The sequence below is a fragment of the Pseudomonas sp. Fl5BN2 genome (genome assembly GCF_009908205.1).
GTDB lineage: Bacteria > Pseudomonadota > Gammaproteobacteria > Pseudomonadales > Pseudomonadaceae > Aquipseudomonas.
On the sequence record NZ_JAAARL010000030.1, the window covers coordinates 41561 to 63785 of the forward strand.

The window sequence follows — 22225 nt, forward strand, 5'->3', positions numbered from 1 at the left end:
TGGCGCGATGGTAATGACAAACACGCGGCCTGTGAATCGTCACGTGCCGCGTCCTGATCGACCAATGCAGCGGGCGCGGATTTTACTCCGCGACCTTGCTGAAATGTCCTTGGCGCACCAGGGACAGGGCAAACACCACCACCAGCGCGGCGGCGGCTGACAGGGTCAGCGGCAGGCCATAGCTGCCACCACTCATAGCCGCGCCGCTGAGCAATGGTCCTAGCAGGCTGCCGATGCCCCAGAGCAGGCCGGCGCTGGCATTGGCGGTCACCAGGTCGGCCCCGCTGAAAGACTGGCCGATCAGCACGATGGCCAGGGTGTAGATGCCGCCGGCAGCTGCGCCAAGAATCACCAGGCTTGGCCAGAGCAGGCCGGGAGCCTCCATCAGCAGCGGCAGGCTCAGGCCGATCAATAGGGCGATGACGCCGCAACCCAGGTAGATGCCGGGACGCCCGAGCTTGTCCGAGAGCCAGCCCAGAGGAAACTGGAATGCCGTATCGCCCAGGAGAATGATGGTCACCATCAGCGCCGCGAGCTTGATGCTATAGCCATGGGTGGCGGCGTACACCGGAAACAGCGACAGCACCACGCTGTCGAAAAAAGCGAAGAACAGGATGCCCACGCACAGCGCCGGGGCGATGCGGATGAAACCCAGCACCGAGAATGTCCGGCTTTCGCTGTGTGGGCTTGGGGCGTCTTCCTGGGGCAGGGTCAGCCAGACCACGGCGATCGCCACGGCGTAGCCGACGCTGACAATCGCGAGCACTGTCGGTCCCTCGGTGCCTAGCAGCGACACGAGGCCGGGGCCCAACAGCTGGAAGAAGGTGAAGCAGGTGGTGTACACCGCGACCAACCGTCCGCGGGTAGCGTCTTCGGCCATTTCATTGACCCAGGTTTCCCCGAGAATGATGATCAGCCCCGCGCCCAGGCCCATGGCGATCCGGGCCACACCCAGGCTGTAGAGGCTGGCCCCTGGCAGTTCCAGGGCGGCGACGCTCAGGGCGCAAAGGCTGAAGCACAGCAGGTAGATCTGACGACGGGTCAGGCGCTGGCACAGGCTATTGACCAGGAACGCCGAAAGCATCATGCCCGCTGCAGGCAGTGCCGACATGAGGCCAATCTGGTTATTGGACGCACCGGCCTGATACAGGCGTAGAGCGAGGATCGGCACCGTTGAGCCGATGCTCAGGCCGACGATGGAAATGCCCAGGATCAGGGCCGCTAACAAGGCTTTGTTCATGATCAAGACCTGCGCCTGAAGGTTCAGGCACCGAAAAGTAGGGGTGTTGCAGACACCGCCTGATAAGGCGGGCCGACGTGCGGGCGATTGCCGGGCGTGTGCCACTTGGGTAGGCGCTGGCTTGCTGGCGAAGAGACCATTGAGTGATGTGCTGCTCTTCAGAGGGCCTTTGCTGGCAAGCCGGTTACTACAGCCAGCTCCTGCAGCCAATCGTTGTGCTGCAGGCCGGAGTCAATCGCTATCAGCGATTGCCCTGAGGCGGGGAGAAGGTGAAGGCAAACAGTACGCTGCGGCGCCGACGGTTGATCGCGCAGTCATGCTGGGCAACAGCGAGGGTTGCCGAGGGGCTCATCGAGGGGGAAATGCACGGTGATTGTGCTGGCAGGAACATCATTGTCTGACTGGTCGGATAAAGAGGCGCACAGCCTACGTCAAGCCTTTGCGGCAAGGCAACAGGACCTGGGCATGAGGATTTCTGGCATGCGGGGACGTTCATCCGCATGCCTGGCTGACATGCGGATCGGTTATCTACTGAGGGGGGGCTTGAGCTGATTTTCCGAAAGAGCAGGGCGCTCTTGTGAGGAATGATGAAAATCAGTGTAGGAATATGGCTCCACGACCTGGACTCGAACCAGGGACCCAGTGATTAACAGTCACTTGCTCTACCAACTGAGCTATCGCGGAATGCGCCGTATCTTACTGATTCAAAAAGGGAAGTCAAGCAAGTGCAGGCATTTTTTTGCCGGCACGCACACAACTGAATGATGCAGTGACATTGTTTGAGGGATTTATCGCTCCCTCACGCTTACCGGCGGGCCGGGAGGGGCTACCATGGCGCCCCGGAAGTGGTTTCACGCGCTGCCGGCCTCAAGCCGCAAAGGTAGATTTATGATCCGCTTCGATTTCTCGTTGGTTCCCGCACGCTTTTTCGCCCCTCGATTCAAGGTGCTGTCATGAGCATTGAGCAGATCAGTCTGCCCAAGGGAGTAGGGCCACAGGCCAGCAAGCTGTGGGATGCAATTGCTCAGGCGGGGTCCACGGCTGATCTGAATCGTGCCGCAGGCAAGGCCGAAGGTTTTGTCCTGGGGCTGGAGAGCGCCAAGGCGATAAAGAGTCAAATCGCCGAGGCGCTGTATGTGGCCTTCGACGATGCCGCCAGCCAGCGCTTGGGCGAACTGACGGACTGAGCCGGTTCAACCGCCGAAGGTCAAGGTACCGAGCATCAGCTTGGCCATCAGCGAGGTGGCCGCCAGTTGCACCAGCCACAGCGCCAGTCCGCCAAGGAACACGCCGAGGGCAATTTGCAGCACCAGGCTTTTTTCACGTTTCTGCGCGCGGGGCTGATAGCGCTCCAGCTCGTCGCGGTCAGCCCGCAGGTCATCGTCTTTCATTTGTGTTCTCGATCAGAAGGGAAGCATGGCCTCAGTCTAGAGGTTGCAGAAGCCGGGCCTGGGGGAATATGTGTGACAAGGGCATGAAAAAGGGGAAGCACGATGGCTTCCCCTTTTTTTGTGCGGGTGCGAATCAGATCACCTGCAGGATCGCCTTGGTCACTACGCCGATGTTGTTCTGGTTCAGAGCGGCAACGCAGATGCGGCCGGTGTCCAGGGCATAGATGCCGAACTCGTTGCGCAGGCGAGTGACTTGCTCAACCGTCAGGCCGGAGTAGGAGAACATGCCGCACTGACGGCCGACGAAGCTGAAGTCGTGCTGTGGTGCGCCTTTGCTCAGCAGGTCGACCATCTGGGTGCGCATGCCGCGAATCCGCAGGCGCATTTCCGCCAGTTCCTGCTCCCACTGGGCGCGCAGTTCCGGGCTGTTCAGCACTGCGGCAACGATGGTTGCGCCGTGGGTAGGCGGGTTGGAGTAGTTGGTGCGGATCACACGCTTGACCTGGGACAGCACGCGCGCGCTTTCTTCCTTCGAGCTGCTGACGATGGACAGGGCACCGACACGCTCGCCGTACAGCGAGAACGACTTGGAGAACGAGCTGGAGACGAAAAAGGTCAGGCCCGACTCGGCGAACAAGCGCACCGCTGCGGCGTCTTCGTCGATGCCGTCGCCAAAGCCCTGGTAAGCCATGTCGAGGAATGGCACGAGGTTTTTCGCCTTGACCACTTCCAGCACGTTTTTCCAGTCTTGCGGGCTCAGGTCGACACCGGTCGGGTTGTGGCAGCAGGCGTGCAGCACCACGATCGATTGGGCCGGCAGGGCGTTGAGGTCTTCCAGCAGGCCGGCGCGGTTTACATCATGAGTGGCGGCGTCGTAGTAGCGGTAGTTCTGTACCGGGAAGCCGGCAGTCTCGAACAGTGCGCGGTGGTTTTCCCAGCTCGGATCGCTGATGGCAACCACGGCGTTCGGCAGCAATTGCTTGAGGAAATCGGCACCGATCTTCAGTGCGCCGGTGCCGCCAACGGCCTGGGTGGTGATTACGCGGCCGGCAGCCAGCAGTGGCGAGTCGTTGCCGAACAGCAGCTTCTGTACTGCCTGGTCATAGGCGGCGATGCCGTCGATCGGCAGGTAGCCACGGGAGGCGTGTTGAGCGGCGCGAATTGTCTCGGCTTCGACAACGGCGCGCAGCAGCGGAATGCGTCCCTCCTCGTTGCAGTACACGCCCACCCCAAGGTTGACCTTATTGGTGCGGGTGTCGGCGTTGAATGCTTCGTTGAGGCCCAGGATTGGATCGCGTGGTGCCATTTCGACAGCGGAGAACAGGCTCATTTTTACGGCGGCTCTGAATGGAGTGTGGAGGGACGTGTCGCGCTCCAGCCGAATGCACTAGAGCGGTGCACAAACGGGGAGCTAGTATAGAGGCCATCATCGCGGGGAGCGACAGCCGATTGAGCTTTTGCGGCAAGTTTTTCGCTTTATTTTTCGACCGTTAGTCTTATTGCAACATCCAGGGTGTTAGCGGGTGTAGGACCTTTACCTTGAAAGCTGTGGTATTTGGCTCCACATCTAGAACATTCCCGATTTTTCCTCGGCGACATGGGTCGTACGTGGTCTTTCTCGTTCCTGTGCGGTCTTGCCGTATACGAATGATTCCAGAGGTACGTTATGTCTGAGTTCCAGCTAGTCACCCGCTTCCAGCCTGCCGGCGACCAGCCGGAAGCCATCCGTCTGATGGTCGAGGGCATTGAGGCCGGTCTGGCGCACCAGACCCTGCTCGGTGTGACCGGCTCGGGCAAGACCTTCAGCATCGCCAACGTGATCGCCCAGGTGCAGCGCCCGACCCTGGTGCTGGCGCCGAACAAGACGCTGGCGGCGCAGTTGTACGGTGAATTCAAGGCCTTCTTCCCGAACAATGCGGTGGAGTACTTCGTTTCCTACTACGACTACTACCAGCCCGAAGCCTATGTGCCGTCCTCGGACACCTTTATCGAGAAAGACGCGTCGATCAACGACCACATTGAACAGATGCGTCTTTCCGCGACCAAGGCGTTACTGGAGCGCAAGGACGCGATCATCGTCACCACGGTGTCCTGCATCTACGGTCTGGGCAGCCCGGAAACCTACTTGAAAATGGTCCTGCACGTGGACCGCGGTGACAAGCTCGACCAGCGTGCGCTGTTGCGGCGCCTGGCGGACCTGCAATACACCCGCAACGACATGGACTTTGCCCGCTCCACCTTTCGTGTGCGGGGTGATGTGATCGACATCTACCCGGCGGAATCCGATCTTGAGGCGATCCGCATCGAGCTGTTCGACGACGAAGTGGAAAGCATCAGTGCCTTCGATCCGCTGACCGGTGAAGTGATTCGCAAACTGCCGCGTTTCACCTTCTACCCCAAGAGCCACTACGTGACTCCGCGGGAAACCCTGCTGGACGCCATCGAGGGCATCAAGGTGGAGCTGCAGGAGCGCCTGGAATACCTGCGCTCCAACAACAAACTGGTGGAAGCCCAGCGTCTTGAGCAGCGCACCCGTTTTGACCTGGAGATGATTCTCGAGCTGGGCTACTGCAACGGCATCGAGAACTACTCCCGCTACCTCTCTGGCCGTCCTGCCGGCGCGGCGCCGCCGACGCTGTACGACTACCTGCCGGCGGATGCCTTGCTGGTAATCGACGAGTCCCACGTCAGCGTGCCTCAGGTCGGCGCCATGTACAAAGGCGACCGCTCACGCAAGGAAACCCTGGTGGAATATGGTTTCCGCCTGCCGTCGGCCCTGGATAACCGGCCGATGCGCTTCGATGAGTGGGAAGGGGTCAGCCCGCAGACCATCTTTGTTTCCGCCACTCCGGGCAACTACGAGGCCGAGCACGCCGGGCGTGTGGTAGAGCAGGTAGTGCGTCCTACCGGCCTGGTGGACCCGCAGGTGGAAGTGCGCCCGGCCCTGACCCAGGTGGACGACCTGCTCTCGGAAATCGGTAAGCGCGTGGCCGTGGAAGAACGAGTGCTGGTGACCACACTGACCAAGCGCATGGCCGAGGACCTTACCGATTACCTGGCTGATCACGGCGTGCGTGTACGTTACCTGCACTCGGACATCGACACCGTGGAGCGGGTGGAAATCATCCGCGATTTGCGCCTGGGCACCTTCGACGTGCTGGTGGGTATCAACCTGTTGCGTGAGGGCCTGGACATGCCGGAAGTGTCCCTGGTGGCGATTCTCGACGCCGACAAGGAAGGCTTCCTGCGCTCCGAACGTTCATTGATCCAGACCATCGGCCGGGCTGCGCGTAACCTCAATGGCCGGGCGATCCTCTATGCCGACCGCATCACCGGCTCCATGGAGCGGGCGATTGGCGAAACTGAGCGCCGGCGTGACAAGCAAATCGCTTTCAACCTGGCCAATGGCATTACCCCCAGGGGCGTGGTCAAGGATGTCGCTGACATCATGGAAGGCGCCACCGTTCCGGGTTCTCGTAGCAAGAAGCGCAAAGGCATGGCCAAGGCCGCCGAGGAAAATGCCCGCTACGAAAACGAACTGCGTTCGCCGAGCGAGATCACCAAGCGTATTCGCCAGCTCGAAGAGAAGATGTACCAGTTGGCCCGGGACCTGGAATTCGAGGCCGCAGCGCAGATGCGTGACGAAATCACCAAGCTGCGCGAGCGTCTGCTGACTGTCTGAGCGCGGCATCATCCATCCTTGTCCGGCTTGCCGGCGAAGAAGCCCTTGAATCCTGTGATGGAGTGAGGGGCCTGTTCGCTGGCAAGCCGGCGCCGGTACAAGCTTGATCTTGCGAAAGCCGGTTCCCGCCGCTTGGTCAATGAGCTTCGCCGGCCTTGAGCCCTTTGGGCAGCGCCTTGGTCAGCAGGATTGCCAGCATGCTGACTCCCAAGGCAATCCCGACAAAATGGAAGGCATCGTTGTAGGCCATGATCAGCGCCTGCTGATGGGTGATCTCGCTGAGCTTGCCCAGGGCTGCAGTCTCATTGCCGAACTTCTCGGTGAGGTTGGCCAGGCGTTCCGCAACCTGCGGGTTGCTCGGGACTATGGCTTCGCGCAAGTAGTCGAAGTAGGTCTTGGTCCGTGCGTCCAGCAGGGTCGCGAGCAAGGCGATGCCGATGGCGCCGCCGAGGTTGCGCAGAATGTTGAACAGGCTGGAGGCCGATCCCGCGTCTTGAGGCTGTATATAAGCGGTGGCGATCAACGAGATGGTGACCATGATCAGCGGTTGGCCGAGTGCGCGGATGATCTGGATCTGGTTGAACTGCGGTCCGGCAAAGTCCGGGTTGAGCACGCCCGAGGAAAAACTCGCCAATCCGAACAGGCCAAAACCCAGGGTGCACAGCCATTTCGGCGGGATGAACTGCATCAGCTTGGGCACCAGGGGAATCAGAAACAGCTGCGGCACTCCCATCCACATGATCACTTCGCCAATCTGCAAGGCGTTGTAGTCCTGGATTTGCGCCAGGTACAGCGGCAACAGGTAGATCGAGCCGTACAGGCCGACGCCCATCCCCAGGCTGGAAATGCTCGACAGCCCGAAGTTGCGGTTGCGCAGAATCCCCAGGTTGATCAGCGGATTGGGTTTGGACACCTGCACGATCACGAAGCTGATCAGGCTGACCAGGGCAATGCTGCCCAGGGTCACGATCAGGCTCGATTCCAGCCAGTCCTTGCGATGTCCTTCCTCCAGAAACACTTGCAGGCAGCCCAGCCCCACGCCGAGGGTGAGAATGCCGGTGTAGTCGGTGCTTTTCAGCAGCTCCCAATGGGCTGCCTTTTTTTCCAGGCCGTAGAGCAGGCCGGCGATCATCAGCAGGCCTGGCGGCACGTTGATATAGAAGATGTATTCCCAGCCCCAGTTTTCCGTCAGCCAGCCGCCCAGCGTCGGGCCGATGGAGGGGGCGAAGGTGGCGGTCATGGCAAACATGGCCATGCCTTTGGCTCGATGATGTTCGGGCAGCTTGATCAGGGTCAGGGTGAACGCCAGGGGAATCAGCGCGCCACCGGTAAAGCCTTGCAGGGCGCGGAACACGATCATGCTTTCCAGGCTCCAGGCCGTGGAGCAAAGCAGCGAGGCAATGAGAAACCCCACCGATACCCAGACCGCCAGCCGCCGTGCCGAGAGCAACTGCACCAGCCAGGCGGTGAGGGGGATCATGATGATCTCCGCCACCAGGTAGGAGGTGGAGATCCACGAGCCTTCCTCCAGCGTGGCGGACAGTGCGCCCTGGATGTCTCTCAAGGAAGAGTTGGTGATCTGGATGTCGAGCACTGCCATGAAGGCACCGAGCATCGCGCTCATGACTGCGATCCAGTCACGTCGGGTCGGCTCGCCTACCGGGCGCAGCAGTTGATCACCGGCCATCGACAGGGTCTTTGATGTTCACTTTGACGGTCACGGACATGCCAGGACGGATCTTGCCCTGCAGCGGATTGTCGGCGGCAAAGGTCAGCTTTACCGGAATACGCTGTACCACCTTGGTGAAGTTGCCGGTGGCGTTGTCCGGCGGTAGCAGGCTGAACTGCGCGCCTGAGGCGGCGAACAGGCTGTCGACCTGAGCCTGGATCGGCGTATCGCCGTAGGCATCGAAGGTCAGCTCGGCCTGCTGTCCGGGTCGCATGTGGCCGATCTGGGTTTCCTTGAAGTTGGCCTGGACCCAGATGTCCTGGTCAGGAACGATCGACAGCAGATAGGCGCCGGCCTGCACCACTTGGCCATTGCGCGCGGCACGCTGGCCGATGATGCCGCTGATGGGGGCGAGGATCTCGCTGCGGGTCAGGTTCAGTCGCGTCTGAGCCAGATCGGCCTGGGCATTGGCGATCTGCGCATCCAGGCGCTTGATCTCGGCATTTAGGGCGTTGACCTGCTGGCGCTGGCCTTGCAGATCGGCCTGGGCCTTGATGACCTGGGAGTGGGCGATATGGTTGTCGGCGGAGAGGGTGGTGACCCGTTCTTCGGAGACGTAGCCGGGCTTGCGCAGGGTTTGCGCCCGGGACAGGTCGATCTGCGAGCGGCCGAGGCTGGCCTGGGTCGATGCCACCTGGGCTTCGCTCGCGGCAATCAGGCTGGCTTGCTGGGTCAGCTTGCTCTGGGCCTGCAGGCGCTCCGCCTCGCGGGTCGCCAGGGCCGCTTCGGCGCGATCCACCGCCAGTTGAAAATCCTCGCCTTCCAGGCGCACCAGGAGTTGACCCTTCTCCACATGCTGGTTGTCCTGTACCAGCACTTCGTCGATGCGAGCGCTCAACTGGCTGGAGATCCGGGTGATTTCGCCCTGGACGTAGGCGTTGTCTGTGGTTTCATAAAAGCGCCCGTGGAACCACCAGTGGGCGAGGAAGCCCAGGGCGATCAACAGGACCAGGGACAAGAAGATGAACAGGCGACGCTTGAGTTGGGCAGGCATGGGCAGGCTGTAATCAATAAAAGTGTAAGGAAATTTATCAGTGGGCGAATCTGGCAGATAGCCACTGGGTGGTAAATGCCATTGGCTGATTATTGGCTATTCACCGGGGTTGGAGTGGCCTGTAGGCGCAACCTTGGCTTAAATGCCCTCCTCACTGGAGCCGGGCTGGTGTCGCCTGTTACCATTCGCCCCCTGTTTTATTCCTCGTTTTTCTATTCTTCTCGAGACATGCCATGACCACCGTCCGCACGCGCATTGCGCCATCGCCTACCGGGGATCCCCACGTAGGTACTGCTTACATCGCTTTGTTCAACTACTGCTTTGCCAAGCAGCATGGCGGCGAGTTCATCCTGCGCATCGAAGACACCGATCAATTGCGTTCGACCCGTGAGTCCGAGCAGCAGATTTTCGATGCCTTGCGCTGGTTGGGCATCAACTGGAGCGAAGGTCCGGATGTCGGTGGTCCTCATGGCCCGTACCGTCAGAGCGAGCGCGGTGACATCTACCAGAAGTACGCCCAGCAGTTGGTGGACCTGGGGCACGCCTTCCCGTGCTTCTGCACCGCCGAAGAGCTGGACCAGATGCGTGCCGAGCAGATGGCTCGCGGTGAAACCCCGCGTTACGACGGCCGAGCCTTGCTGCTGTCCAAGGAAGAGGTGGCTCAGCGCCTGGCTGCTGGTGAGCCTCACGTGATCCGCATGAAAGTGCCGACCGAAGGCGTCTGCGTGGTCCCGGACCTGTTGCGTGGCGATGTCGAGATCCCGTGGGATCGCATGGACATGCAAGTGCTGATGAAGACCGACGGCCTGCCGACCTACTTCCTGGCCAATGTGGTCGACGACCATCTGATGGGTATCACTCACGTGCTGCGTGGCGAAGAGTGGCTGCCATCGGCACCGAAGCTGATCCTGCTGTACGAATATTTCGGCTGGGAACAGCCGCAGTTGTGCTACATGCCGCTGCTGCGTAACCCGGACAAGAGCAAGCTGTCCAAGCGCAAGAACCCGACCTCGGTGACGTTCTACGAGCGCATGGGCTTCATGCCTGAAGCCATGCTCAACTACCTGGGGCGCATGGGCTGGTCGATGCCGGACGAGCGCGAGAAGTTCTCGTTGCAGGAAATGGTCGACAACTTCGATCTGTCGCGGGTTTCCCTCGGCGGTCCGATTTTCGATGTCGAGAAGCTGTCCTGGCTCAATGGCCAGTGGCTGCGGGACCTGCCGCTGGAAGAGTTCGCCAGTCGGGTGCAGACCTGGGCCTTGAATCCCGAATACCTGATGAAGATTGCGCCGCACGTTCAGGGGCGGGTCGAGACCTTCAGTCAGATCGCTCCCTTGGCAGGTTTCTTCTTTGCCGGTGGCGTAACCCCGGATGCCAAGCTCTTCGAGTCCAAGAAACTCTCGGGCGATCAGGTGCGCCAACTGATGCAATTGATCCTGTGGAAGCTCGAAAGCCTGCGGCAGTGGGAGAAGGACAGTATCACCGCGACTATTCAGGCGGTGGTCGAGTCCCTGGAACTGAAGCTGCGTGATGCCATGCCGCTGATGTTTGCCGCTATCACTGGCCAGGCCAGTTCGGTGTCGGTGCTCGATGCCATGGAAATCCTGGGGCCGGACCTGACTCGTTTCCGCCTGCGCCAGGCCATCGATCTGCTCGGTGGTGTGTCGAAGAAAGAGAATAAAGAGTGGGAAAAACTGCTGGGCACGATCGCCTGAGGCAGTTGTGCGCTGCGGGAGTGGCCGAGGCGGCAACCTTTTCGACTACGCTTGAGTCTCAAGCGCCAGGCGGGTTGGTTGCTGGCCCGCGGTAGCCCTTTTGCGCTAGCTGGCGCGGGTCGGGAAGGGCGGAAAAGCCTGGGTTTTCCGGGTGGGGTGGTAAGTGATTGTTATCCCGGCAAATTTCTTTTCAAAAAACCGAAAAAAATTTGACAGCGTTCCGATCGCCCCTTAAGATTCGCCCCGTCCTAACCGACGAGGGGCTATAGCTCAGCTGGGAGAGCGCTTGCATGGCATGCAAGAGGTCGACGGTTCGATCCCGTCTAGCTCCACCAAATTTACAGTTCAAGGTCTGGCCACACCGGCCTTGAATCGATCAGTACTCAGCACTGGTCAGTTGTATAGAAGGGTTGTGTCCCCTTCGTCTAGTGGCCTAGGACACCGCCCTTTCACGGCGGTAACAGGGGTTCGAGTCCCCTAGGGGACGCCAGTTTCACACAAGTGATGTTGCAAGACGTCGCTGCGCCGCGAGGCGAAAATCCGGGGCTATAGCTCAGCTGGGAGAGCGCTTGCATGGCATGCAAGAGGTCGACGGTTCGATCCCGTCTAGCTCCACCAATTTACAGTTCAAGGTCTGGCCACACCGGCCTTGAATCGATCAGTACTCAGCACTGGTCAGTTGTTAGAAGGGTTTGTGTCCCCTTCGTCTAGTGGCCTAGGACACCGCCCTTTCACGGCGGTAACAGGGGTTCGAGTCCCCTAGGGGACGCCAGTTTCACACAAGTGATGTTGCAAGACGTCGCTGCGCCGCGAGGCGAAAATCCGGGGCTATAGCTCAGCTGGGAGAGCGCTTGCATGGCATGCAAGAGGTCGACGGTTCGATCCCGTCTAGCTCCACCAATTTACAGTTCAAGGCCTGGCCACACCGGCCTTGAATCGATCAGTACTCAGCACTGGTCAGTTGTTAGAAGGGTTTGTGTCCCCTTCGTCTAGTGGCCTAGGACACCGCCCTTTCACGGCGGTAACAGGGGTTCGAGTCCCCTAGGGGACGCCACGTTTACCCGCTTTGCGGGATTTTTAAGGGTCATTCGATTATTGAATGGCCCTTTTGTTTGTCTGGCGTTCAGCCAATTTTCTCTTTTTTCCTCAGCCTGCCCCTCTGACCGACGGTCACGCTAGCGACTTGCGGAAAATTATTATGCGAATAATATTTTCTCCGTAATATTCGGAGGCAACCATGAACGATAAAAAAGCTCAGACCCGCGAACGCATTCTCCAGGCCGCCAGTTCCGCGCTGATTCAGCATGGCCCGGCCGAGCCGAGTGTGGGTGAGGTGATGGGGGCGGCCGGGCTGACGGTGGGCGGCTTCTATGCGCACTTTGAAAGCAAGGATGCGCTGATGCTGGAGGCCTTCACTCAGTTGCTCGCCCACCGCCGTGGCCTGCTCGACGAAATGGACTCGAGCTTGAGTGGCGAGGAGCGTAGGGCGCTTACGGCGGCATTTTATCTGTCGCGCAAGCACCGTGACTCTACCGAGCAGGCTTGCCCTATTCCGGCTTCAGTCGGTGAGTTGGGGCGCTTGCCGGACAGTTTTCGCAACGCTTTGAGCGAGCACATGGAGTTGATGGTTGCGCAATTGGCCGCAAGCCCCGAAGACACGGACAAGGCTCTGGCAGACATGGCGCTGATGGTAGGTGGATTGTCCCTGGCGCGGGCGCTGGGTCCGGGTGAGTTGTCCGACCGCTTGCTGCGTGCTGCCAAGTCGGCAGTTCTATGACCTGAGGCTTGATTCTGCAATGGCGAGTGAGGAGCGGGTTGAGTTGGATTCGTAGCATCAACGGCGCGCCACTCAATTCGTTTGTGCTGATCGCCGGCCAGCATCTGCAGCACGCCAATCCACCTGAGCATCCGTTACACTGCCCCAGTCAAAAAATCTGACCGGGAGTTGGGCATGAGTTGGGATCTGGCAACGCCATTCGTCATCGATCTGCAGGTTGCCGCCGAGGATATCGATGGCTTGGGGCACGCCAATAATGCGGTCTACGTCACCTGGCTGGAGCGTTGCGCCTGGCGGCATTCCCAGCGACTGGGGCTGGATCTGGCCGAGTATCGCCGTCTGGACCGGGCGATGGCGGTGGTGCGGCACGAGATTGATTATCTGGCTGCAGGTTATGAGGAAGATGAACTGCAATTGGCCACCTGGATCGTCGACTGGGATCAACGCTTGAAAATGACCCGGCGCTTCCAGCTGGTCCGTCCGAGCGATGGCGCCACGCTGCTGCGGGCCCAGACCACCTTTGTCTGCATCGAATTGTCCACTGGCAAGCCCAAGCGCATGCCTGTCGAGTTCCTCGAGGGCTACGGGCCGGCCTTGCAGGCTTCCTGATCGCTTTCTCCCGTGTCGCAGGGGTTGGCTGCCAGTTAAGGCGCCTTCAAGTGCGGAGCGCGGGGCACGCCGATAAGCCGGCTCCTACAAAATCCCAGCGGGTGGGTGAAACCCAGTAGACTGGGCGACGTTTTTTTTGCCCGTTTTTTTGTTGAGTGTGTTTCATGCAAATTGCCCTGGCGCCCATGGAGGGGTTGGTCGACAACATCCTGCGCGATGTACTGACCCGCGTTGGCGGGATTGACTGGTGTGTCACCGAGTTCATTCGCGTCAATGACCGTCTGCTGACGCCTGCCTATTTCCACAAGCTCGCCCCCGAATTGCTGCAAGGCGCACAGACTGCCGCCGGCGTGCCGTTGCGGGTGCAGTTGTTGGGCTCCGATCCAGTGTGTCTGGCCGAAAACGCTGCGCTGGCCTGTGAGTTGGGCAGCGCGGTCATCGATCTTAATTTCGGTTGCCCGGCCAAGACCGTCAACAAGTCACGGGGCGGGGCGGTGCTGCTCAAGGAGCCCGAGCTGCTGAATCAGATTGTCGAGCATGTACGACGGGCGGTTCCGGCACATATTCCGGTCACCGCGAAAATGCGCTTGGGCTTCGACAGCCCGGATGGCTCCCTGGCATGTGCCACGGCGTTGGCCGAGGGTGGAGCGGAGCATATCGTGGTGCACGCGCGGACCAAGGTTGACGGCTACAAGCCTCCGGCGCACTGGGAGTGGATCCCGCGGGTACAGGACGTGGTCAGGGTGCCGGTGTTCGCCAACGGCGATATCTGGAGTGTCGAGGACTGGCGGCGTTGCCGGGAGATCAGCGGCGTCGAGGACATTATGCTTGGGCGCGGACTGGTATCGCGTCCGGATCTGGCCCGGCAGATTGCTGCCGCTCGGGCTGGAGAAGAAGTGCAGGAGATGTCCTGGGCCGATTTGCAACCGATGCTCCAGGACTTCTGGGCGCAGGTGGTGGTGCAGTTGACGCCACGTTCGGCGCCTGGGCGTTTGAAGCAGTGGTTGGCAATGCTGACTCGCAACTACCCGGAAGCGGTCGAGCTATTCACCGCCTTGCGTCGGGAAACCGATCTGGACCAGGTGGGGCGCCTGCTAGGTATGCCACGCAGCGAAGCGGCGTAAAAAATTCAAAAAACACCTCTTGAAATGCCGGGGCCGATCCATATCTCTTGGGTACGCGATGCCGAATTCGGGTCGCGGAGATAACCACTCGCTGAATATCAGGAGATAGACCCATGAGTACTGCATTTTCCTTGGCCCCGCTGTTCCGTTCCTCTGTCGGCTTCGACCGTTTCAACGACTTGTTCGAGTCGGCACTGCGCAATGAGCCGGGCAGTAGCTATCCACCCTACAACGTTGAAAAATACGCTGACGATCAATACCGCATTGTGATCGCGGCGGCTGGCTTCCAGGAAGAAGACTTGGAGCTGCAGGTGGAAAACGGCGTGCTGACCGTGAGCGGTGGCAAGCGCGACGCCAATCAGAACGTCACTTACCTGCATCAGGGCATTGCCCAGCGCGCGTTCAAGCTGTCGTTCCGCCTGGCAGACCATATCGAGGTCAAGTCTGCGGGCCTGAGCAATGGTCTGTTGAACATCGACCTGCTGCGGGTCGTGCCGGAAGAGGCCAAAGCCAAGCGCATCCCGATCAACGGTGTGCAGCAGGCGGCTCTGCAAAACTAATATCGCCGTAAAAGAAGGGCGCCCTGGTGGCGCCCTTTTTCGTGGCGGTCATTTCAGCAGTTTCTTGAACTCGTTCAGGGGGAGCGGCCGGCTGTGCAGATAGCCCTGGTACAAGTGGCATTCCAATCCTTGTAGAAACTCCAACTGCTGTGGGGTTTCCACGCCTTCGGCGATGACCTTCAAGTCCAGGCTGCGAGCCATGGCGACAATGGCCCGGATGATCTCTGCATCATTGGGGTCGTGGGTCGCATCACGAACGAAGGACTGGTCGATTTTCAGGGTGTCCACCGGCAGGCGCTTGAGGTAGGTCAAGGAGGAGTAGCCGGTGCCGAAGTCATCCATGGCAAAACTGACCCCGAGTTTCTTCAGTCGGCGCATCTTGCTGATGGTGTCGTCCAGATTCTGGATGACGATGCCCTCGGTGATCTCCAGCTTGAGCAGTGAGTAGGGCAGGGCATGGGCAGTCAGGCTGCGTTCGATTTTTTCGACAAAGTCGTTCTGGCGGAACTGCCGTGGGCTGATGTTGACGCACAGGCTGAAGTGATACGGATCTACCAGGCCCTGGTTGATCAGCTGGCTGAAGGCCAGGCAAGCCTCATCGAGAATCCAGGTGCCGACCTCAAGGATCAGCCCGCTGTCCTCCAGCACCTTGATGAATTCACTCGGTGACTGGGTGCCCAGTTCCGGGTGCTGCCAGCGCACCAGGGCCTCGGCGCCAACGATCCGGTTGTCACGGGCATCCACCTGGGGTTGGAAGTGCACGCTGAATTCACCACGGGACAAGGCCAGGCGCAGGTCGGTTTCCATGCGCAGGCGCTCGCTGGCGGCCTTCTGCATGGTGTTGTGGTACATCTGCGTGGTGTTGCGCCCGGAGTCCTTGGCGCGATAGAGGGCAATGTCGGCGCGCTTGAGCAGGTCGGTGGGCGTCGAGCCGTGGTCGGGGATCAGTGCCACGCCAATGCTGGGGGTAACTTGCAGGCGCTGGCCGTCGAGGAACATCGGTTCCGAGAGCAGTTCGCGCAAGGTGCCAGCCAGTTGCCGGACCTGCTCGCTGACTTCATTGCGCGAGCCTTCCAGGCCGCTCAACAGCACCACGAACTCATCGCCGCCCAGGCGTGCCACGGTGTCTTCCATGCGCACGCTGGCTTCCAGCCTGGCGGTGATGATTTTCAGCACGGTGTCGCCCACCGGGTGTCCCAGGGAATCGTTGATGTGCTTGAAGTGATCCAGGTCGAGAAACAACAGGGCGCCCCGCAGGTTGTGGCGTTTGAGCAGGGCGATCTGCTGGCTCAAGCGGTCCATCAGCAGGGCGCGGTTGGGCAGGTTGGTCAAGGGGTCGTGGTAGGCCAGGTGGCGGATCTGCGCCTGGGCATTCTTCAGCAGGCTGACATCCCTCGCGGTCAGCAACAGGCAGGGTGTCTCATTGAGGATGATCGGTTCGACCGAGACCTCGAGAGTCAGGACTTCCCCGCGTTTGTTGCGCCCGAGCATCTCCAGATGATGCACCCGGCCCTTGAGCTTGAGCTCCGCCAGTAGCGTGGAAAGCTGGGCTTCCTCGGCCCAGATTCCGACCTGGTACATGGTGTGGCCGAGTACTTCTTCGGTGCGGTAGCCGGTCAGGCGGCAGAAGCCGTCGTTGACCTCCAGGTAGCGACCGGTGTCGCGCTGGGTAATGGTGATGGCGTCGGGGCTGGAGTGAAAGGCCTTGGCGAACTTCTCTTCGCTGGCCTTGAGCGCGGCTTCCGAGCGCTGTTGCTGGGTGATGTCACGCAGGGTGGTGACGATGCACGGCTGCTTGTCCACGTTGATCAGCCGGCTGGAAATGATGCAGGTCAGCGGCTGGCCGTTCTTGTGGTTGACCACCACCGCGACATTGTTCAGCGCCTGTTCGCGAATCACTTGTTCGATCCGCCGCAGGCGCGGAGCGGGATCTTCCCAGAGGCCGATCTGCTCGGCGCTGCGGTCGATCACATCCTCCAGGGTCCAGCCGAAGGTCTGGGTGAAGCTGGAGTTGATCTCGATGAACTGGCCGGTTTCCAGCACGGTCAGGCAGATCGGGTCCGGGCTGACCTGGAACAGGCTGGCGAACTTCTCTTCGGAGGTGATCAGGCGCTGTTCGCGCTCCACCTGCTCGGTGATGTCGAGCAAGGTGCCGGCCATGCGCAACGGATTGCCCTGTTCATCGCGATAGAGGCGGGCACGGCTTTCCAGGTAGCGTGAGCTGCCGTCCGCCAGTTGCACTCGGTAGGTCAGTTGGTAATTGCCTGCCGGTCCTTCCCGCAGGCTGCGGTAGGCGTCACGCATGGAGTCGCGTTCTTCGGTGGGTACGCCCTCGAAGAATGCGTCAAAGGATTCATGGAACGGCGCCGCCTCCAGGCCGTGCAACTGCGCGGCACGGGCCGAGCCATAGAGCATGCCGCTGGGTATGTGCCAGTCCCAGGTGCCCAACTGTGCTGAATCCAGGGCCAGGTCGAGGCGTTCCTGGCTGTCTTTGAGGGCCTGTTCGGCTCTTTTGCGTTCACTGGTGTCGAGAAAGGTGCTGAGCAGATAGGCCTTGCCTTCCAGTTCGACCTTTTGCGCACTGAGGATGCCGTCGTGGATCTGTCCGTTGCTGGCACTAAATTGCACCTCAAGGCTGGCGGCCTGGCCTCGCTTCTGCACCGCCTTGATCAGTTGGGCGCGCTGCTCGGGATTGACCCACAGGCCGATCTCCAGGGTGGTGCGACCGATCACGTGTTCGGCGGGCCAGCCGAACTGGCTTTCGAAGTATTGGTTGGCTTCACTGATCAGTCCATCTTCCAGGCGGGTCAGCAGCACCATGTTGGGGCATAGGTGAAACAGGGTGGCGAAACGCTTTTCCGAGCTGCTGAGGGCTTCCTCACGCTGGCGCTGGTGAGTGATCTCGCGGATCACCCCGATCATTCGAGGCTTGCCGTGCTTGTCCGGCAGCACGCTGCCGTTGATCTCCAGCCAGTGCAGGCTGCCATCGGGCCAGCGAATCCGGTGGTGCATGGCGTGTTCCAGCGGCGCCCCCGCCAGCACTGAATGAAAGGCGCGCATGGTCCTGCCCCGATCTTCGACGGGCAGCAGGTCGAGGTACTCGAGGTTTTCCGGCAAGGGTTGGCGCGGATCGAAGCCGAACAGCGCCTGGGTGCCTCGGGACCAGCTGATCTGCCCGCTTTCAATGTCCCAGTACCAGGCCCCTAGCCGTGCGCCGTTGAGCGCAGCGAGCAACTGTGGCGCACTTTCCCAGCTCTGTTCCGACTCCCGGGGGTCGACAGCGTGGATGCGCGGCATGGGCGGAGTGCGGTCAGCGGGTTTGGGCATGGGGGGCAAGCCTTGAGCTGAGTAGTTCGTTTGGCGCGGGAGGCTCATGAGGTGCTGTATGGCACGGGCAATACCCGAAGTGCTATGCCGGGTTCCCTGGCCAATCGACCTGTGCATCCAATAAGGCCATGAAAGCCCGCGCAGCATTCGACAACGTCCGTTCGGTGTGCAGGATATAGCCTAGCTGGCGACGCAGCTGTATGCCCGGTAAAGGAATGCGCGCGACCTGGTCATCGAGCATGGTGCGTGGCAGCACGCTCCAGGCCAGGCCAATGGAAACCATCATCTTTATAGTTTCCAGGTAGTTAGTGCTCATGGCGATGTTCGGTATCAGGCCTTGGGCTTCAAACAAGCGTTGGACAATATGGTGGGTAAAGGTGTTGCCGCCGGGGAAAACCGCCGGATGCAGGGCAACGTCCGCCAGGCTCACCTGGCCGTTGCTGACCAGCGGGTGTTCCGGGGCGGCAACGAAGTCCAGCGGATCGTCCCAGACGGCGGAGGCCTTGATCAGGCTGTGCGGCTCGGGGGCCAGGGTAATCACCGCCAGTTCGGCCCGGCCGTGCAGGATCTCCTCGTAGGCCACTTCGGAGTCGAGGAATTGAATGTCCAGAGCCACTTGCGGGTAGCGCCGGGTAAAGGCCCGCAGCAGAGGGGGCAGGCGGTGCAAACCGATGTGATGGCTGGTAGCCAGCGTCAGGCGCCCGCTGACTTCGCCGCTGAGGTTGGTCAGGGCCCGGCGAGTGTCATCCAGCACGTTGATGATCTGATAGGCCCGGGGCAGTAGGGCGCGCCCGGCCTCGGTCAGGCCGATCTCGCGCCCTAGGCGGTCGAATAGTCGCACGTTGAGTTGTTGCTCCAGCCCGGCGATGCGTTTGCTGATGGCTGGCTGGGTCAGGTGCAGGCGTTCGCCGGCACTGGAAAAACTGCCCGTCTCGGCGATGGCGATAAAGGCATTGAGGTTGGCCAGGTCCATAGTAGTATTCCAGTTGGTTATCCAAAGCATGAAAAATATGAATTTGAGTTATTTAATCTAACGCCATAGCATCAGCCTCACAAGCCAAGGGGTTATTGATCGGCCGACGATCAGGGCCCAGGGCATAGAAACAAGCTGATGAGGAATGCTCCGATGGCTGGCAAGACGCTCTACGACAAGCTCTGGAATTCGCATTTGGTCAAGCAGCGCGACGATGGTTCGGCGCTGATCTATATCGATCGTCACATCATCCACGAAGTGACCTCGCCACAAGCCTTTGAAGGCTTGCGTCTGGCTGGTCGCAAGCCATGGCGTATCGATGCCAACATTGCCACCCCGGACCACAACGTACCGACCACGCCTGAGCGCAAGGGCGGGATCGCAGCGATTGCCGACCAGGTTTCCCGTCTGCAAGTGCAGACCCTCGATGACAACTGTGATGAATACGGCATCGTCGAATTCAAGATGAATGACGTACGCCAAGGCATCGTCCATGTGATCGGCCCGGAGCAGGGCGCGACCTTGCCGGGCATGACCGTGGTATGCGGTGACTCCCACACCTCCACCCATGGTGCTTTCGGCGCCTTGGCCCATGGCATCGGCACTTCCGAGGTAGAGCACGTACTCGCCACCCAGTGCCTGGTGGCCAAGAAAATGAAGAATATGCTGGTGCGCGTGGAAGGCACCTTGCCGTTCGGCGTGACGGCCAAGGACATCGTCCTCGCGGTGATCGGCAAGATCGGCACCGCTGGCGGTAATGGCCATGCCATCGAATTTGCCGGCAGCGCAATTCGCGAGCTGTCCGTCGAAGGCCGCATGACCATCTGCAACATGTCCATCGAAGCCGGCGCTCGTGTAGGCCTGGTAGCCGCGGACGAAAAGACTGTGGAGTACGTCAAGGGTCGGCCCTTCGCGCCTAAAGGCGCGGAGTGGGACCTGGCTGTTGAAGCCTGGAAAGACCTGGTGTCCGACGCCGATGCCAAGTTCGATACCGTGGTCGAACTCGATGCCGCGCAGATCAAGCCGCAAGTCAGCTGGGGCACCTCGCCGGAAATGGTCCTTGCGGTAGATCAGCACGTCCCGGACCCGGCCAAGGAAATGGACCTGGTCAAGCGTGACTCCATCGTCCGTGCCTTGAAATACATGGGTTTGAGTGCCAACCAGGCAATTACCGACATTCAGTTGGATCGCGTGTTCATCGGCTCCTGCACCAACTCGCGGATCGAAGATCTGCGCGCTGCCGCGGTGATCGCCAAGGGCCGCAAGGTGGCTTCCACCATCAAGCAGGCGATCGTGGTGCCGGGCTCGGGCCTGGTCAAGGCTCAGGCCGAGTCGGAAGGCCTGGACAAGATCTTCCTCGAAGCCGGTTTCGAATGGCGTGAGCCGGGCTGCTCGATGTGCCTGGCGATGAACCCGGACCGCCTGGAGTCCGGTGAGCATTGCGCCTCCACGTCGAACCGCAACTTCGAAGGGCGCCAGGGTGCCGGTGGACGTACTCACCTGGTGAGCCCGGCCATGGCCGCCGCCGCCGCCGTCAACGGTCGTTTCGTCGACGTCCGTGAATTGATCTAAGGAGCGCAGCATGAAAGCTTTCACTCAGCACAATGGTTTGGTCGCGCCTTTGGATCGTGCCAACGTCGATACCGATCAGATCATCCCCAAGCAGTTCCTCAAGTCGATCAAGCGCACCGGCTTCGGTCCCAACCTGTTTGATGAATGGCGCTACCTTGATGTCGGCCAGCCTTATCAGGACAACTCCAAGCGCCCGTTGAACAAGGACTTCATCCTTAACGCCGAACGCTACCAGGGGGCCAGCGTATTGTTGGCACGGGAAAACTTTGGCTGCGGTTCCAGTCGTGAGCACGCACCCTGGGCGCTGGAAGAGTATGGTTTTCGCAGCATCATCGCGCCGAGCTATGCCGATATCTTCTTCAACAACAGTTTCAAGAACGGTTTGTTGCCGATCATCTTGAGCGACGCTGAAGTCGACGAATTGTTCCAGCAGGTCGAGGTTACGCCGGGCTACCAGTTGAGCATCGATCTTGCGGCGCAAACCGTGACTCGTCCTGACGGCAAGGTGCTGCAGTTCGAGATCGACGCCTTCCGTAAGCATTGCCTGCTCAATGGCCTCGATGATATCGGCCTGACCTTGCAGGACGGTGACGCCATCGCCGCCTTCGAGACCAAGCACCGGGCGAGCCAGCCCTGGTTGTTCCGCGACGCCTGAATGACTGTCCGCCAGCTCGCGGGCGCCTGCCGATCCAGGCAGGCACCGGCTGGCCGCCGAACGCCATTTCTCCCTGATAAAAAGGATTACAGCATGACCAGCAAGGCCCATAGCCAGGTGGTACAGACGCAATTTGGTGAGCAGGCCTCGGCCTATCTGAGCAGTGCAGTGCACGCTCAGGGCACCGAGTTCGCCCTGCTACAGGCTGAGGTTGCGGGCCGGGGCGACGCTCGGGTGCTGGACCTGGGTTGTGGCGCGGGGCATGTCAGCTTCCATGTCGCACCGCTGGTCAAGGAAGTGGTGGCGTACGATCTTTCGCAGCAGATGCTCGACGTGGTGGCCAGTGCAGCGGCCGAGCGCAAATTGGGTAATATCAGCACCCGGCACGGCGCCGCCGAGCACCTGCCATTCGCCGATGGTGAGTTCGATTTTGTGTTCAGTCGTTATTCGGCTCACCACTGGAGCGACCTGGGCCTGGCCCTGCGGGAAGTGCGCCGGGTGTTGAAACCGGGCGGTGTGGTGGCGTTCATTGATGTCTTGTCGCCGGGCAGCCCGTTGTTCGACACTTACCTGCAAAGCGTGGAAGTGCTGCGCGACACCAGTCATGTGCGCGATTATTCGGCGGGGGAGTGGCTGCGCCAGGTCAGCGAGGCCGGTTTGCATACGCGCAGTACCTCCCGTCAACGCCTGCGCCTGGAGTACAGCTCCTGGGTCGAGCGCATGCGTACGCCCGAGGTCATGCGTGCGGCCATCCGTGACTTGCAGCAGGCGATGGGCAATGAAGTGCGCGAATATTTCGAGATTGAGGCCGATGGTTCGTTCAGTACAGATGTACTGGTGCTGTGGGCCGAGCGATAGAATTTTTCCGGGTGTGCCT

Annotated in this window: 17 protein-coding genes and 7 tRNA genes; 16 read left to right on the plus strand and 8 right to left on the minus strand. The window is 60.5% G+C overall.

Going from position 1 to position 22225, the window contains the following annotated elements; genetic code table 11:
- Positions 1–82 precede the first annotated feature (82 nt).
- Entirely contained in the window at positions 83–1240 is a 1158-nt protein-coding gene (locus GV819_RS29570) for an MFS transporter (RefSeq protein WP_161759577.1), read from the minus strand.
- A 608-nt stretch (positions 1241–1848) separates the two neighbouring features.
- Positions 1849–1924: transfer RNA gene (locus GV819_RS29575), tRNA-Asn, on the minus strand.
- Between the two features lie 269 nt (positions 1925–2193).
- Between GV819_RS29575 and GV819_RS29580 the strand changes: the two genes are divergently transcribed.
- Positions 2194–2427 carry a hypothetical protein gene (locus GV819_RS29580; protein WP_161759578.1) on the plus strand — a complete coding sequence of 78 codons (234 nt, stop codon included), beginning with the start codon at positions 2194–2196 and terminating at the stop codon, positions 2425–2427.
- Between the two features lie 6 nt (positions 2428–2433).
- On the opposite strand, the gene GV819_RS29585 is transcribed toward GV819_RS29580, so the two are convergent.
- Both GV819_RS29585 and GV819_RS29590 read right to left on the minus strand, forming a co-directional pair.
- Positions 2434–2631, minus strand: coding sequence for a hypothetical protein (locus tag GV819_RS29585; RefSeq protein WP_161759579.1), 198 nt, complete (start codon positions 2629–2631; stop codon positions 2434–2436).
- Positions 2632–2764: 133 nt separating this feature from the next.
- Positions 2765–3961, minus strand: coding sequence for an amino acid aminotransferase (locus GV819_RS29590; protein ID WP_161759580.1), 1197 nt, complete (start codon positions 3959–3961; stop codon positions 2765–2767).
- A gap of 336 nt (positions 3962–4297) precedes the next feature.
- Between GV819_RS29590 and uvrB the strand changes: the two genes are divergently transcribed.
- Positions 4298–6313: an excinuclease ABC subunit UvrB gene (uvrB, locus tag GV819_RS29595; protein ID WP_161759581.1), complete on the plus strand. Its 2016-nt coding sequence runs from the start codon at positions 4298–4300 to the stop codon at positions 6311–6313.
- Between the two features lie 136 nt (positions 6314–6449).
- On the opposite strand, the gene GV819_RS29600 is transcribed toward uvrB, so the two are convergent.
- A complete protein-coding gene (locus tag GV819_RS29600) occupies positions 6450–8000 on the minus strand; it encodes an MDR family MFS transporter (RefSeq protein ID WP_161759582.1) in 1551 nt (516 codons plus the stop codon).
- On the minus strand, positions 7990–9036 hold the full coding sequence (locus GV819_RS29605) for an HlyD family secretion protein (RefSeq protein WP_161759583.1): 1047 nt from the start codon (positions 9034–9036) through the stop codon (positions 7990–7992). The genes GV819_RS29600 and GV819_RS29605 overlap by 11 nt, the downstream gene beginning before the upstream one ends.
- A gap of 233 nt (positions 9037–9269) precedes the next feature.
- Between GV819_RS29605 and gltX the strand changes: the two genes are divergently transcribed.
- The 11 genes from gltX (at position 9270) to GV819_RS29660 (ending at position 14821) form a co-directional block, all read left to right on the plus strand.
- Positions 9270–10751: a glutamate--tRNA ligase gene (gene gltX / locus GV819_RS29610; protein ID WP_161759584.1), complete on the plus strand. Its 1482-nt coding sequence runs from the start codon at positions 9270–9272 to the stop codon at positions 10749–10751.
- A gap of 259 nt (positions 10752–11010) precedes the next feature.
- Positions 11011–11086, plus strand: a tRNA-Ala gene (locus GV819_RS29615).
- Positions 11087–11165: 79 nt separating this feature from the next.
- Positions 11166–11241 (plus strand) — tRNA-Glu (locus GV819_RS29620).
- A gap of 52 nt (positions 11242–11293) precedes the next feature.
- A tRNA-Ala gene (locus tag GV819_RS29625) sits at positions 11294–11369 on the plus strand.
- Positions 11370–11447: 78 nt separating this feature from the next.
- Positions 11448–11523: transfer RNA gene (locus GV819_RS29630), tRNA-Glu, on the plus strand.
- Positions 11524–11575: 52 nt separating this feature from the next.
- A tRNA-Ala gene (locus GV819_RS29635) sits at positions 11576–11651 on the plus strand.
- A gap of 78 nt (positions 11652–11729) precedes the next feature.
- Positions 11730–11805 (plus strand) — tRNA-Glu (locus GV819_RS29640).
- A gap of 183 nt (positions 11806–11988) precedes the next feature.
- The gene (locus GV819_RS29645) at positions 11989–12528 is read left to right on the plus strand and encodes a TetR/AcrR family transcriptional regulator (RefSeq protein ID WP_161759585.1); all 540 of its coding nucleotides are present in this window, start codon (positions 11989–11991) and stop codon (positions 12526–12528) included.
- Positions 12529–12702: 174 nt separating this feature from the next.
- Positions 12703–13137 (plus strand): acyl-CoA thioesterase, encoded by a 435-nt coding sequence (locus GV819_RS29650; RefSeq protein WP_161759586.1) that lies wholly within the window; start codon positions 12703–12705, stop codon positions 13135–13137.
- A 164-nt stretch (positions 13138–13301) separates the two neighbouring features.
- On the plus strand, positions 13302–14261 hold the full coding sequence (locus tag GV819_RS29655) for a tRNA dihydrouridine synthase (protein ID WP_161759587.1): 960 nt from the start codon (positions 13302–13304) through the stop codon (positions 14259–14261).
- Between the two features lie 113 nt (positions 14262–14374).
- Positions 14375–14821 carry an Hsp20 family protein gene (locus GV819_RS29660; RefSeq protein WP_161759588.1) on the plus strand — a complete coding sequence of 149 codons (447 nt, stop codon included), beginning with the start codon at positions 14375–14377 and terminating at the stop codon, positions 14819–14821.
- Between the two features lie 48 nt (positions 14822–14869).
- On the opposite strand, the gene GV819_RS29665 is transcribed toward GV819_RS29660, so the two are convergent.
- On the minus strand, positions 14870–18148 hold the full coding sequence (locus GV819_RS29665; protein WP_161759589.1) for a sensor domain-containing protein: 3279 nt from the start codon (positions 18146–18148) through the stop codon (positions 14870–14872).
- 82 nt (positions 18149–18230) lie between these two features.
- The gene (locus GV819_RS29670; protein ID WP_161759590.1) at positions 18231–19121 is read right to left on the minus strand and encodes a LysR family transcriptional regulator; all 891 of its coding nucleotides are present in this window, start codon (positions 19119–19121) and stop codon (positions 18231–18233) included.
- 153 nt (positions 19122–19274) lie between these two features.
- Here GV819_RS29670 and leuC point away from each other — a divergent pair, with 153 nt between their 5' ends.
- From leuC to GV819_RS29685, 3 genes are all read left to right on the plus strand, one after another.
- Entirely contained in the window at positions 19275–20693 is a 1419-nt protein-coding gene (leuC, locus tag GV819_RS29675) for a 3-isopropylmalate dehydratase large subunit (RefSeq protein WP_161759591.1), read from the plus strand.
- 10 nt (positions 20694–20703) lie between these two features.
- The gene (gene leuD / locus GV819_RS29680; protein ID WP_161759592.1) at positions 20704–21348 is read left to right on the plus strand and encodes a 3-isopropylmalate dehydratase small subunit; all 645 of its coding nucleotides are present in this window, start codon (positions 20704–20706) and stop codon (positions 21346–21348) included.
- A gap of 93 nt (positions 21349–21441) precedes the next feature.
- The gene (locus GV819_RS29685; protein ID WP_161759593.1) at positions 21442–22206 is read left to right on the plus strand and encodes a class I SAM-dependent methyltransferase; all 765 of its coding nucleotides are present in this window, start codon (positions 21442–21444) and stop codon (positions 22204–22206) included.
- The last annotated feature ends 19 nt before the right edge of the window (positions 22207–22225 follow it).